This is a genomic window from Halobellus inordinatus (genome assembly GCF_024464655.1).
In the GTDB taxonomy this organism is placed as follows: domain Archaea; phylum Halobacteriota; class Halobacteria; order Halobacteriales; family Haloferacaceae; genus Haloquadratum; species Haloquadratum inordinatus.
Genome location: NZ_JANHAV010000001.1, coordinates 618,490 through 631,605 on the forward strand (window position 1 = coordinate 618,490; position 13,116 = coordinate 631,605).

15 protein-coding genes and 1 tRNA gene are annotated in these 13,116 nt (G+C 59.8%); 8 read left to right on the forward strand and 8 right to left on the reverse strand.

Annotated features, from left to right (window positions below):
- Window positions 1–593 precede the first annotated feature (593 nt).
- Window positions 594–989 carry a RidA family protein gene (locus NO347_RS03180; RefSeq protein ID WP_256288221.1) on the forward strand — a complete coding sequence of 132 codons (396 nt, stop codon included), beginning with the start codon at window positions 594–596 and terminating at the stop codon, window positions 987–989.
- Between the two features lie 112 nt (window positions 990–1,101).
- Window positions 1,102–1,713, forward strand: coding sequence for a winged helix-turn-helix domain-containing protein (locus NO347_RS03185; RefSeq protein WP_256288222.1), 612 nt, complete (start codon window positions 1,102–1,104; stop codon window positions 1,711–1,713).
- A 451-nt stretch (window positions 1,714–2,164) separates the two neighbouring features.
- On the opposite strand, the gene NO347_RS03190 is transcribed toward NO347_RS03185, so the two are convergent.
- A complete protein-coding gene (locus NO347_RS03190; RefSeq protein ID WP_256288223.1) occupies window positions 2,165–2,551 on the reverse strand; it encodes a pentapeptide repeat-containing protein in 387 nt (128 codons plus the stop codon).
- Window positions 2,552–2,755: 204 nt separating this feature from the next.
- Between NO347_RS03190 and NO347_RS03195 the strand changes: the two genes are divergently transcribed.
- The 3 genes from NO347_RS03195 (at window position 2,756) to NO347_RS03205 (ending at window position 4,713) form a co-directional block, all read left to right on the forward strand.
- Window positions 2,756–3,031, forward strand: coding sequence for an AbrB/MazE/SpoVT family DNA-binding domain-containing protein (locus NO347_RS03195; protein ID WP_256288224.1), 276 nt, complete (start codon window positions 2,756–2,758; stop codon window positions 3,029–3,031).
- Entirely contained in the window at window positions 3,028–3,414 is a 387-nt protein-coding gene (locus NO347_RS03200; RefSeq protein ID WP_256288225.1) for a PIN domain-containing protein, read from the forward strand. Before NO347_RS03195 ends, NO347_RS03200 begins: the two co-directional genes overlap by 4 nt.
- Window positions 3,415–3,579: 165 nt before the next feature.
- Entirely contained in the window at window positions 3,580–4,713 is a 1,134-nt protein-coding gene (locus NO347_RS03205) for a hypothetical protein (RefSeq protein ID WP_256288226.1), read from the forward strand.
- Between the two features lie 16 nt (window positions 4,714–4,729).
- Here the strand turns inward: NO347_RS03205 and NO347_RS03210 are convergent, their stop codons facing one another.
- The 5 genes from NO347_RS03210 to NO347_RS17455 all read right to left on the reverse strand — a co-directional run bounded on the left by NO347_RS03210 (window position 4,730) and on the right by NO347_RS17455 (window position 7,063).
- The gene (locus NO347_RS03210; RefSeq protein WP_256288227.1) at window positions 4,730–5,104 is read right to left on the reverse strand and encodes a hypothetical protein; all 375 of its coding nucleotides are present in this window, start codon (window positions 5,102–5,104) and stop codon (window positions 4,730–4,732) included.
- Window positions 5,105–5,230: 126 nt separating this feature from the next.
- Window positions 5,231–5,410, reverse strand: a tRNA-Trp gene (locus NO347_RS03215).
- Between the two features lie 82 nt (window positions 5,411–5,492).
- Window positions 5,493–5,714 carry a DUF5795 family protein gene (locus NO347_RS03220; RefSeq protein ID WP_121568301.1) on the reverse strand — a complete coding sequence of 74 codons (222 nt, stop codon included), beginning with the start codon at window positions 5,712–5,714 and terminating at the stop codon, window positions 5,493–5,495.
- Between the two features lie 83 nt (window positions 5,715–5,797).
- Window positions 5,798–6,769 (reverse strand): DUF5794 domain-containing protein, encoded by a 972-nt coding sequence (locus NO347_RS03225; RefSeq protein ID WP_256288228.1) that lies wholly within the window; start codon window positions 6,767–6,769, stop codon window positions 5,798–5,800.
- A 6-nt stretch (window positions 6,770–6,775) separates the two neighbouring features.
- Entirely contained in the window at window positions 6,776–7,063 is a 288-nt protein-coding gene (locus NO347_RS17455; protein WP_484494525.1) for a DUF8099 family protein, read from the reverse strand.
- 295 nt (window positions 7,064–7,358) lie between these two features.
- Here NO347_RS17455 and guaB point away from each other — a divergent pair, with 295 nt between their 5' ends.
- The 3 genes from guaB to NO347_RS03240 all read left to right on the forward strand — a co-directional run bounded on the left by guaB (window position 7,359) and on the right by NO347_RS03240 (window position 9,964).
- The gene (gene guaB, locus NO347_RS03230) at window positions 7,359–8,858 is read left to right on the forward strand and encodes an IMP dehydrogenase (RefSeq protein ID WP_256288229.1); all 1,500 of its coding nucleotides are present in this window, start codon (window positions 7,359–7,361) and stop codon (window positions 8,856–8,858) included.
- A 159-nt stretch (window positions 8,859–9,017) separates the two neighbouring features.
- Window positions 9,018–9,632, forward strand: a complete 615-nt coding sequence (locus NO347_RS03235) for a response regulator transcription factor (RefSeq protein WP_256288230.1) — start codon at window positions 9,018–9,020, stop codon at window positions 9,630–9,632.
- Window positions 9,633–9,817: 185 nt separating this feature from the next.
- Window positions 9,818–9,964 carry a DUF7503 family protein gene (locus tag NO347_RS03240; protein ID WP_256288231.1) on the forward strand — a complete coding sequence of 49 codons (147 nt, stop codon included), beginning with the start codon at window positions 9,818–9,820 and terminating at the stop codon, window positions 9,962–9,964.
- Here NO347_RS03240 and NO347_RS03245 read toward each other — a convergent pair whose 3' ends face one another.
- Window positions 9,965–12,157, reverse strand: a complete 2,193-nt coding sequence (locus NO347_RS03245) for a hypothetical protein (protein WP_256288232.1) — start codon at window positions 12,155–12,157, stop codon at window positions 9,965–9,967.
- Window positions 12,158–12,241: 84 nt separating this feature from the next.
- Window positions 12,242–13,063 (reverse strand): DUF7504 family protein, encoded by an 822-nt coding sequence (locus tag NO347_RS03250; RefSeq protein ID WP_256288233.1) that lies wholly within the window; start codon window positions 13,061–13,063, stop codon window positions 12,242–12,244.
- Window positions 13,064–13,116 lie beyond the last annotated feature (53 nt).

Below are 13,116 nucleotides of genomic sequence, written 5' to 3' on the forward strand. Positions count from 1 at the left end.
TTTTGCCGAGCATTGACTGTCGTTGTGGGTTGTTGGTGAGATCACACGTCCGCAATTTCCGCATTCTACGTGTTTGACGATCATCGTCGGATATGGTATGTAGATGGAATGTAAATTTTGTTTCTTTGACGGTTCACTCGATACCGTGCGATTCCGGTTCGGGGGTGTGACTGCAGAGCCTGAACATCGGCGTATGATTTTTATTATGGTTGGTCCTCTCGCTGACTGCGGGCTTTGCCCGCTACCCAACCCACTACCGAGTCTCCGTCGCACCGCGGGCAGTCCCCATTTCCCGCGGTGTTTTCGCTCACAAGCGCCCAACAGTAGCAAGTGCTGTCATCTGTTCAGAACCCGAAGCTCGCCACGCCAAAGACAGCGGACAACGGGGAAGCGGATCGCTCGATGTTCCACTCTATCCTGGATCAGTTCGAGAATATAGTAGCGTTTGCAACTGATTACACAGCCAATCGCACGACTGCGTGCGATTCGGTGCGTGAAGACTTGCAAACGCTACTATAGCCATCTTCAGTCCGGACGTGTAACATGCACCATTCCCCAAAACGGGTTTCACACACCCCACGCATCCACTACGTATGGAACGCCGCCGAATCTCCTCCGGCACCGAGTGGGAAGCACGCGTCGGCTACTCCCGCGCGGTCAGAGTCGGTTCACAGATCCACGTCTCCGGTACGACCGCGACCGATGACGATGGCGACATCGTCGGCGAAGGCGATCCCTACGAGCAGACCAGACAGGCGCTCTCCAACGTCGAGGACGCGCTCATAGCGGCTGATGCGTCGCTGGAGGACGTCGTCCGAACCCGAATGTTCGTCACCGACATAGACGACTGGGAGGCGATCGGCGAGGCCCACGGCGAGTACTTCGGCGAGATCCGACCGGCGACGAGTATGCTCGAAGTGAGCCGGCTGATCAGCCCCGAACTCCTCGTCGAGATCGAGGCCGTCGCTGTCGTCGACGACGGATCTTGAGATAGCCGGGCAATTACGGGTGTCACGATGCCCATACCCGGCTGGCGACCTCCCCAAAAGATAGTTTTCCCCAGCAAAACGGGTTTATGGCTAACCGCTGTATTTGGATGCAATGACCGACGCCGAATCCACGGATGACCGCTGGGAGGGCGACGTCAACGAGGCCGCCGTCGAGGACTGGACGGCCGATACGACGACCTTCGAGCGTGTCCGGCAGATCATCGACGTCACGACCGAGCCACAGAGCGCGAGCGAGACCGCCGAGCGAGCGCACGTGAGCGAACCGACTGCGCGGAAGCACCTCTCTGCGTTGGCGGAGACCGGTCGCGTGAAGACGATCACGACCAAGTCCGGAACGCGGTATATGCGCGCCCCGGAGATGCTCGCGATGCGCCGGATCGCCGACATTCACCGCGAGCACACGAAAGACGAGATTCGCCAGGCGATTCGGGACCTCAAGGAGGAACGCCGCGACTTCCAGGACCACTACGACGTGGCCGACGTCGACGAGCTCACGCTCGAACTAGAACCCGGCGACGAGGGCTGGGGAGATCTGACCCGCTGGCAGCAGGTCGAGCAGAACCTGGAAATCGCCCAGGCGGCGCTCACACTCTATGACTTCGATCCCGACGACAGCCGCTCGGCCGCAGCCCGCGCCTCTGATGGGCGCACCTCCGCACGGGATCGCGGGGCGCTCGGCGACGACACCGCCCAGACGGTGTAGATGGCGCCGCAGGGACATCGAGGGGAACGTCGGTCCGATAGACGACGTCGAGCAGTCCTGTATCACCGCCACGGATCGATGATCGTGGCCCCGAACGGTCCACAGCCTCTGGCGACGGGCGTACGAAACGGATCCGCTGGAGCACCTGAACGACGCTGACAACCCTCCATAACAGAGTGTCATAGAAGACTTGTCACGGTGTTTGTTTCACGCTCTCATAACCGAATCACCCGTCAGAGCAAGTGTGTGTACTGATATCGGTTCTCGCTCGTAAAATTGTGCGCCTAAGAATTGACGTGAAGAAAACATATACCGTCAAACTGGTGAGGTAAAAGTATGGGAACGAAGAAATTTTGGATCGGTGTCGTGGGAGTTGTTTTTCTTGTGTCTACAGGCATCGGTGCCACATTACTCTATGTCATTTAGATGATACTGCTCGTGCGCTTGAAGTTCACTGTACTGATATTAATAATACACCGGAGAGGTCGGCCTTTTGAAGATGGGCATCAGAAAGGTCGGCACTCAAGAGGTCGGCGCCTGCGAGGTTAACACCGTGAAGCGGAGTGGGGAAGTCAACAGCAAAAAGATTAGCGTCACTGAGGTCAGCTTGGTTGAGATTGCTTCCAGAGAGGTCAGCTGCTCTGAGGTCGCCTTTGCTGAAGTTGGCCTTGACGAGCCTCGCGTTGGTGAGGTCTGCATTGGTAAGGTCCACATTGGAAAGGTCTGCATTTGAGAGGTCTGCATTGGTAAGATCCGCATCGGTGAGATCAGCACCTGGATTAATGTCCTCAGGTGTTACGTCAGAATCGTGAGGGATTTCATACTTCGAGTCAGCCATACAGATGTGTCAGCCAGCACTGATCTAATTCTATCGTTTGACCGAACCACCTTCGATCCGATTATAAAGAAATAGACTTGCCGCCAGTCTGTGCGAAACGGGCCGCTACTCGCCACCAACCGAGCCTCCCACACGGTACGCTATTTGGGGCAAGTTTGTGTTCTATGGCACAAATCCTATATTCCTACCACAAGAATACATTGTATGTCAATTGAAACGGATTCACACGGCCGCCTCTACCTCTCGTCAGAGCTGCGGAAAAAGTATGGCGAACGGTTCCACGTCGTCGAATATCAAGATCGTCTGGAGCTGATTCCGATTGAGGAGGATCCACTCGAAGCCGTTCGGGACGAGATCGGAGACTCGCTCGAAGACAAATCAGTCGCAGAACTTCGTGAAGACGCGCTTGAAAAAGCAAAGCAGGAGGTTGAAGCCGATCTCGGCCCCAAAAATCGAGACTCTGAGGACGCGGCCGAATGACTGTCTTCGTCGAGACTGATTTCCTTCTCGCAGTCGCTAAAGACGACGACTGGCTGCAGGAACGTGCCGAGGCAGTCCTCGCAGAGCAGGACGTCGTTACGTCTCCATTCGCGTACTTGGCGATCCTACTCGTATTCGATCGCGAGGAGTACGATTACGTCCGGTTGTTCGCGAATCTTCTCGAAGTTGTTCCCGTCAGCGGCGACGAAGAGCGACAGATCGTGTTGAAAGCCGTCGGGTACTACGAAGACGGGATGACGCCATTCGATGCGTTTCACGCAGCGACGGCAGAGACGCGTGCCCTGCCGATTCTCAGTTCGGACAAGGCGTATCAGGAAGTCGATCCGGAACGTATCCCACTCGAACCCGATTCAGGCGAGTAACCGTTCAGGAAACAGCTCTGTGCAAGTGTTTGGCGACGTCTACACCTGAACAGAATTCACTCGACTTAGAGGCTCAAGCCCACTTGAGTACGCACTGACCGTCTTTGTACACAATCCATCAGGAGTGAAAGATTTAATTTGAAATGAAAAGTGAACAGTACGTTGATGAAAAAAACAAGCAGGCGGTCAGTGCTGCGGTGCTGTCTGGGTGCTACTGTCGGAACTATCGGCGCCACAGGAATCACAGGAGCTATCCCCGACTCAGAGAAGCCAAACTATTTCGCTAAACAGGCGCAGTTTGTCGTGAAACATATGGAAAAAGTAGACCGTTCGTTTGAACAGTACACCGATATATTTGATCCGCCAACAAATGAAAAGCTCGTTGACCTCTTTGTGGAGAGTTTTACCCCGTCACTTAGTACGTTGCTCCCTGGGCTGCTGGGGAAGGCTGCTGACTTGAAGGAGACATTAAAGTGGTACAAAAGCGTCGGTGAGCATTCGATGTTTGCACTCATATCACGCTATGGCGTTTCAACTGATGGCGAGAGGAGTTACAAAGGCAGTGGTGGAGACGGTATGGCGGCTGCCAAAGGTGAGATTAATGACGTTTCTGAGCAGTGTAATGTCGTAATCGAGAAAGCACAAGCGTGTGTCAGTAATCCATCTAAATCTGCCACAGACGCGATGGTAGATGAGATGGAAACACTGGCCACCGAACTGGGGAAATTAAAGTGGGTACGACGATGGTCAAACATCGATGCGAGCGCGTACCAAAATGTTGCACGGGGCACTCCGGGGGCCCGACAAAGAACAATCGAACGAATAGCTAACAACGCTCAAGCAGTGCTTGATATAGCATCAGCAGTCCGTGAGGATGTGGCGGCCAAAGCGGAGATTATGGCCAGTGGAGATATCCTCCCGTTTCCAGCGGCCATCGTCAAATTCAACAACAATGTGTCAGATATTCGATCACAAGCGCCAAATTGGGCGTTCAACCAGATCGCCGGTGATAGCTTCCACATTGTAACACAGACCGACGCCGGTGACCAGATGACAGTTCGGTGGATCAATACCGATTCCGATGGTCAAATCGACACTTTCGAAGTCGTTGAACAAGACTCCGCAAATGCAGATATTGTTCTCTCGGAAGACGTCCGTGATGAAATAACAAGCGCTGATAACCCGATTTCAACCGCGCAAAAGGCGTATGACGAGGGTAAGGTAGAACTAAGCGGGAATGGTTTTGCCAACCAGATAAAATACGATGGTGGGGAACTCTTGTCAGAGCTGCTTTTCTAATTAACTGTCGAGATCATCAGTCTCCCCTCCAATAGTCGACCACGTGTGATGCGTTCAGGTCGTCGTGCTCCCAGCGTCGCGTCCGGCCTGGTTCTGCCAAGATTGTCGTCGACTTCTCGCAGGTACAGCAGTACGCCGAGATGACACGCCGGTCGTCGACGTCGCGGTACTTCCGCGCCGGGCACTGCTCGCCCGTCTCACGAACCTTGCACTCGCCGTTAAGCGCTCCGTGATCACGGTGCAGCGAGACTTCGTGAACGTCGTCGCTGTCTGGGAGCGTAACGAGCCACGTGTTCCACGAGAGCCGCTCGATCAGTGCCGCTTCGGGATCGGCGCGTGTCCAGCTGGCCGAGCCACTGTCGCGTTTTGCAGCGAAATCCAGCGGCGTCATTCCTGACACCTCCCGTATGAAAGAGCCGGGGCACCGCTGGTTGACCTCAGTGAGATACAGGCCACAGAATTCGCAGATTTTTGGTTCTGTGTTTACCTGAGGTTCAGAAAGTTTTATTTTTTGGAATGGGGCCGGAGGGATTTGAACCCCCGATCGACTGATATCTCCGGTACGCGCCTCGGTACTCCAGAGGGTCGTCGTCGCGAACCGATGATCAGTCGGCCGCTCGGTATATCAGTCTGGAGTGTCGTCACCGGGCGCCAAGCCTCTGGAGTCAGTCGCCATGCCGGGCTTGGCCACGGCCCCTCTGCGTGCATCCGCTCGTATGCTGATTCTACATAAAGGGATTACGATCGGTCGGCGCTACGCCACCGCGATCCGTCGGCGATCAGCGATCCGTGTCCGACCACGAACAGTCTTGGCACTTGTAGGCCGTCACGAACTCGGTCACACTCGGCATATAGCCCACGGAGATGACGTTGCCGCCGCATTCGGGGCAGTCCATCTCGGCGTCCTCGATCGGTTCGGCATCCATCGGTGCTTCGCCCTCGACGAGTTCTGCGAGTCGCTTCGGCGTGACCATTCGCCCTTCGACGACGCGATTGCTCATACGTCGGGCACGGGGTGGAAGGTGGTAAATCCGTCGCGTGGGGGATCGACAGCGGAGCGGCGCTGCAGAAGTGAATCGCGGCCTCAGAGCCACGGGGCCCGGGAACCGTCGGTGTCGGGGTATCCGTACCCGACGTCCCCGCCGCTGCCGCCGCGGTCGCGTTCCGATCGCGAGTCCTCGTCGCTCTCGGCGTCGTCCCAGTCACCACCGTCGGCGACGGTCGAACTCGAGAGCGACGACGGAACGCTAGTATCGTCGTCGACGTCGACCTCGATTTCGGGCTCGGATTCGTCGTCGGCATCGTCGACCGCGGTGTCCTCCGCGTCCGATGCGGGATCGTAGGAGAACAACGCGGTGACGCCCAGCACGCCCAGTGCCACGGGAGCCTGCGTCGGCAGGAGCCCCAGGACGTCGATCGCGAGCATTCCCAGCGCGACCGAGCTCCCGAAGCGGAAGAGGTCGATATCGACCGCGCCGCGAAGCCGCGGGGCGAAGAGCGCCACGGCGAGCGCGAATCCGACACCCGTGCCCGCTGCGGCGACGGCCCGTCCGACCGTCACGAGGTTCGGGTCGACCACCAGCGTCGCGTTGCTGAGGTCGAGGCTCGCGATCAGTCCGAGGCCGATGATGACGCTCGGCGACGGCAGGAACTCGCCGATCTTCGCGGATGCCGTCTTCGCGGCGACCGCGAGGATCACGAGGCCGGCGAAGCGGTGGAAGACCTCGAAGTTCAGGACCGTCTTCAGGGTCTCCGCAAAGAGCGCTTCGACCCCCGCGACCGGCAGCAAGAGCGCGCCGAGCACGAGCACGGAGGTGACCTGTTCGCGTCGGGTCCCGTCCATCTCCGCGAGGATGACTGCGACCGTCGCCGAACCGCCGAAGATCAGCAGCCCCGTCTCGATGATCCCGAGCGGAGTGCTGAGCGTCCCGGCGATGATGAGTGCCGGGAAGATTCCGTCGACGAGCGGGAGGGCCATCACCGTCGCGAGAAGCCTGGTCGCACCACCGACCTGCTGCTCAAGCCGGAGTGCAACAGGGTGCTGAGAGACGCTCATTCGGGACTAACGGCCGTCACCATCGGCCAAACGGCGATACGGGCGCAAGCCCGACGGCGAAGCGCCGTGGGCCTGACCGAGCACTCCGAGAGAGTCGAGCGCGGGGAGCGTCTGATTCCCGCGTTTGAAGGACTGCATCGCTGTAAATGTAAAGTTCGCATCGAATTCGGTGGTCGGCTGACCTGCGATGCGCGATGCAGTGGGACACTCGGAGTCCATATCTAAGATATGCGGGAATGGGATATTAAACGTTGTGTGGGACGTGCACTCACGGTTCCGGGGCTCTTTCATCATCCAACCACGCTAATTTCCGATGTTCCATAATCCGGTCAAATAACTCTACGAACTGTCGGAACCGAGGGTTGGATGCGGCGATAGTTGCGTCGCGTCCGACCGCGCAGCGCCCACATCTCGCGGCAATAATTAACGTATCAGAAAGCGACGCACGACTGTGCTAACGCGGCTTGGGACAGATGGCCTCCCGTCAAATGTATACACAAGTATGTGTATCGAGCGCCGATACGTGCCAACGATCTTCACAGGCGTGGTGTCTCGCAACGCTTTTGTCGATTCACTGTGGACCGTTTATATGGCGAACGACGTTTCTGACAACGGCCCATTCTCCGAGAAACTTCGAGTACCGGAAGCGCTGACGTTCGACGACGTGCTCCTTCGACCGATGGAGAGCCGCGTCGAACCCGACGCGGCGGACGTCTCGACACACGTCTCGAAGAACGTCGAACTGAACATTCCGATCCTCTCGGCCGCGATGGACACGGTCACCGAAGCCGGGATGGCGATCGGGATGGCTCGTGAAGGCGGTCTCGGCGTCCTCCACCAGAATATGGACACAGAACGGATGGTCGCAGAGATCGAACACGTAAAGCGCGCTGACGAACTCGTGATCCGCCGGGAGGACGTGGTCACGGCGAATCCGAGCCAGACGGTCCGCGAGGTCGACGCGATGATGGAGCGAGAAGGCGTCTCGGGCGCGCCGGTCGTCGACGACGACGACGTCGTGCTTGGGATCATCTCCGGCACCGACATCCGTCCCTACCTCGAAGTCGGCGACACCGACGAGGTTCGGGAGGCGATGACCGACGAGGTCGTCACGGCCCCGCGCGACGTCGAGGCCCGCGACGCGCTCGAGCTGATGTACGACCACAAGATCGAGCGCGTACCGATCGTCGACGACGACGACCGCCTCGTCGGTCTCGTCACGATGCAGGGCATCCTCCAGCGTCGCGAACACGAGAACGCCGCCCGCGACGAAGACGGACGCCTCCGCGTCGGCGTCGCTGTCGGTCCCTTCGACGCCGACCGCGCCCAGGCGGCCGACGAGGCCGACGCCGACGTGATTTTCATCGACTGCGCGCACGCGCACAACCTCAATGTCCTCGACAGCGCACGCGAGATCAAGAGCGCCGTCGACGCCGACGTCGTCGTCGGCAACGTCGGCACTCAGGAAGCGGCCGAGGCCGCCGTCGACTTCGCCGACGGGCTGAAGGTCGGCATCGGCCCCGGTTCGATCTGTACGACCCGGGTCGTCTCCGGTGCCGGGATGCCACAGATCACCGCGGTTGCGGAGGTCGCAGATGTCGCCGCACCCGAAGGCGTCCCCGTCATCGCGGACGGCGGCATCCGCTACTCCGGCGACGCGATCAAGGCGATCGCCGCGGGCGCAGACGCCGTGATGCTCGGCTCGTACTTCGCCGGCACCGAGGAAGCGCCCGGTCGCGTCATCACGATGAACGGGAAAAAGTACAAGCAATATCGAGGAATGGGCTCGGTCGGCGCGATGAAATCCGGCGGCAGCGAGCGCTACCTCAAAGACACCGAAGAAGACGAGGAGTTCGTCCCGGAGGGCGTCGAGGCTGCGACGCCGTACAAGGGCACGCTCGCCTCCGAACTGCACCAGCTCGTCGGCGGGATGCGCTCGGGGATGGGCTACGTCGGCGCCGAGACTATCCCGGCGTTCAAAGAGCGCGCGGAGTTCGTCCGCGTCTCCAGTGCCGGCCAGACCGAGGGCCACCCCCACGACGTGATGATCACCGACGAAGCGCCGAACTACAGCCCCGACAGTAACTAGAGCCGCGAACCGCGGATCCTCTCGACCACCTTCGTGAGCCGACTGTTCCCGTCGCGACGTCGGCGTCACGCCTGACGTAGGGTTCACAAGGGGTATCTTGATATGCCCCCGGAAAACAATCCTTCATATCGGTGTCATCGGAACACCGCGAACTTACCAATGAGCGCTGACCTGCCGCTAGTGCTCGTCGTCGAAGACGAGCCAGATCTCGCCGACCTGTACGCAACGTGGCTGAGAGACGACTATCGCGTCCGCGTCGCCTACGGGGGACGTGAGGCCCTCGACGAACTCGACGACGAAGTCGACGTCGTCCTCCTCGACCGCCGGATGCCGGATCTCTCGGGTGACGAAGCACTAGAGGCGATCCGCGACCGAGGGGTCGAATGCCGGGTCGCGATGGTCACCGCCGTCGAACCCGACTTCGACATCGTCAAGATGGGATTCGACGACTACCTCGTCAAGCCCGTCTCGCGTGAGTCGCTCAAAGAGACGGTCGAGAATCTCCTGCTTCGCAACACCTACGACGACGGCATCCAGGAACTGTTCTCGCTGGCCTCTAAGAAAGCCATCCTGGAGTCCGAGAAAGACGCCGCGACGCTCGAAGAGCACGAGGAGTACCAGAAACTCTCGGACCGCGTCGACGAACTCCGCTCGCAGCTCGATCAGGCACTCGTCGAATTCGACGACGAGCACGATATGACGGCGATGTACCGCGACCTCGGCGACGACTTCGACGTCGAGCCCGCCGACGCCGACGTCGAACAGTCCGAGTAACGACAGGTCAGCTGCGATTTCGCTTCTTTTCTACTCTTTTCCGCTTCGAGCGGCGCGACGGGTTCGAGAGGTTCTCTCGTCGTTGTCTGCCTTTTTGTATATACAAATACAACTAAAATAAGATAATATCATATCAGAAAGTGTCAGAAAATTTTATTTTAAACCGCGCTGATGGACTAATCGTCATGTCCGACGATGACACCAACGCTGTCGCACAGTACCTAGCTGACCACCCCCGCGCGATGGGCGTCCTGTTCACCGCCGTGCTCCTGCTCTCGCAGGCTGGCGCGGTCGCAGCGGGCGCAAACCACGGGGCAATTTCCGGTCCGTAATTAGAACGAATCAGTCGACAAGTTCTCGCTCCACCGCAACGACCCGTCGATTAACGTCGGAATATTCTCGAGCGAAAGAAAGTCATCGAGTTCCATCTCTGTTAGCTCGAACGTATCCGCAGTTCCTGACGATAGATAGTAGGTCTCGTTATCAGGTATGTACGGAACGACCATACTACCGAGTTCGTACTCCGCGGACGGGTACGTTCGATAATCGACGATAAAGCCCGAGTCTGAACGCGTTATTTTGCACATATTCGGGAGTGCTCCCTGAACTTGAGTTACAGAGAAACTCCCGTCTCCGACCACGATGTAGTCGCTGCCGATGTAACTGTCCTTGCGAGCGATCTCCAACGAAATCCGGATCGGGAAGCCGTAGTTCAACAGTCGCGCCAGGCTTCGACCGATGTCGACGGCGCCGCTGTTGACCACGTCGTTCAGCGTGACGATCCCGGCGATCGCCCCGCGTTCGATGAGTTCCATTCCCTGTTCGTACGATTGACACGCGTTGAGCAGGAACGAGTCGACGCCGAGCGAATCGATCGTCGTGACGTCGAGCGCGCCGTCTGGGCACTGGAATCCGTCTTCGTCGATGTGTCCGATGTAGTGCAAGAACTCCGTCTCTTCGGCGAGCACGGATCTGAGTTCTTCCACAGTGAGTTCGTAGTGCGTGCGCACCTCGAAGGGGAGTTCGTCGCGGGATCCATACACTGACTCGACCGCGTCCCGCTCTTCGGCCATCTTCGGATCGTTGCAGACGACGGTGATTCCGATGTCGCCCTCGATTGGGTCGCGGGACAACCGATTGCGATACGCCTGCAGCGACGCCTTACTCGCACCGATCGGAATCCCCGGCCCGAGCCACGCCTGTTCGAGCGAGTCCGTCTCCGGAGGTTGTACGTACGTTTGTTTGCTCTCGTCGGGGCCGACTTGCTGACTCCGCGTGCCCGCACTTCGCGTGAATTCGCCGGCTGCTGGTGCAGTGCTCGGCGACGGCGGCGTCGCGGTTCTGCGGAGGAAGTCGTCGACGGCGTTCGCCTGAACGGACGATCCGCTGGTCGGCTGGGTCGCCGGCGTCGTCACTACCGCCAGGTCGTTCGCGACGAACGGCAGGAGTTCGACGTTCGGAGCGTTCGGCGTGACGTGAGCGGTGAGTTTCCACTCCGGGAGGTGCGGCTCGATCGTCTCGTAGGGGACACGCAGGTACGCTTCGAGCTGCTCGCCGATCGAACGGTCGTACAGATCGGCGAAGTCCAGATCCAGCGTCGATTCGAGCGTCCGTCGCTCGTGGAGATCGACCTGGTAGTAACCCTCGGTACGCGTGAGACAGTCGAGGAAGAAGGTCTGTTTGAGGACCCGCTCGACGGACTTCTCGAACCCGTCGAGACCGTCGAGGTCGTACGCGAACCCGCCCTCGGTCACGATTCGCGGCGACGCTCCCGGCACTACCTCCGCGCCGAGATAGTACGCCAGCGGCGCGGCGACGTAGACGTGCCGGTGCGTCTCGGGGAGTTCCAGCCGAACGCCCGTCTCGGGTGGTTCGAGACCGTCTGGGGCCTCGAACTGAGAGCCGCGTTCGATGAGGGGTGGATGCCCGCGGAGCGTGGGATAGGAGCGCTCCACGGTCGTCGTCTTCAGCGCCGACCCGAGAAGCGAGACCGCACGCATCGCGTCTCGGGGGTGATCCGTCGTCCGAATCGTCGCCGCGGGACGCTTGTGATGCGATCGTGCGCCGACGAGCACGTCGGTCTCCGACTCGAATTCGAGCCGTGTCCGGGTTGCATCGGAGACGACCCGAAGCGGTGCATCGACTCGTAAATACAGTTTAATTGGCGCGAACAACTCGACGCTGTAGGTTCCCGCCGGGAACGTCTGTTCCGCGAAGTGTTCGATCTGTCCCAACATCTCGCCGGATCCGTCCCGGACACAGACCGAGACGACGGTCTCTAACTCGAGTCCGTCAGTCCGAACGGTTACTGCTTCGTCGGCGGGGAACTGAAACGCGTCGGGGTCGGCCGTCCGTAGTTGAACCTCCTCCGGCGTCGAGAGCACGAATCGGCTCCGTTCGATCGGATCGGAGACGACGACGCCCGTCTGATCGGCCGGTGAATCGAACTCGATCTGGAGGTGGTCGTCCCCAACCGGAGCGACAGCGTCCGACTCCGGCCCCCTACGGCGCCCAAACCCTTCCATTGTGACAATACATCACGCACGAAGCAAAAAGCGTACTGGTGATCGACGGCCCGTGTGGGTTCTATGTCCCGCTGGCAGAGACGGCTACGACTGTGGATCGATCGGCAGCCACTCCGAGGAGACGTTGGCGTCTCGGAAGTGCCAGCGCTGCTGTGGCGTCGTGCCGTCGAGCCGCAACTCGACGACGGCGTCGAACAGGGGCGCAAGGAGTCGGGTCGTCTCGGATTCGAGAGGTTCCGGCAGCCGAACGTGTGCCATCCCGTCGACCGTCCGGACGTCGTTCGCGAGGATGTGCAGGAAACGGAACACCGTCTGTTCGTCGTACTCGGACAGTAGGGGGGCCACGCAGTCGAACGCGACGCGCAACTCGGCGGGGTCGAGACCGCCGGCGACCGAATCGAGCTGTTCGATCGCCTCGCCGATCGCGACTCCGAGTTCGGCGATCGATCCTTCGGCCGTCACGGAGGCGCCCGCGTACCCACGTTCGCCGACGTAGATCCCGGGCGTCGAGTCGACGTCCGGCAGGTGGCCCATCGGCGCCGGTTCGTCGCGGGAATTCGAGGACGGGCCGGCCCGCGCACCCGGATGCGTGGCTCTCTGTCCGTTGGCTGTCGTCGAGCGTCGCGCGGCGACGTCCCATCGAAGGATTCGCGTCCACTCCGGCGTCCAGCGCTCGACGTCTTCGAATCGGGCGTCTGGGCTCGCCCCCCGTTCGACGACGACGCGACGCCGGTCCGCCGCGTCCTCGTCGCCGAGCATACACCCGGACAGACGAGCGTAGACCTCATCGGGCACGGACCCGACGATCAAAAGCGCGCTACCGTTTGACTTCAGATCGTCGAGTGCGGTCGCGACGCCCACAGTGGCACCGACGTCTGTCCCGTCGGGGCCGCCTCCTGTGTGCATTCGTCTGCACACAAAACCGCCACTAAAGTAATACTTTGTGATATGAAACGTCT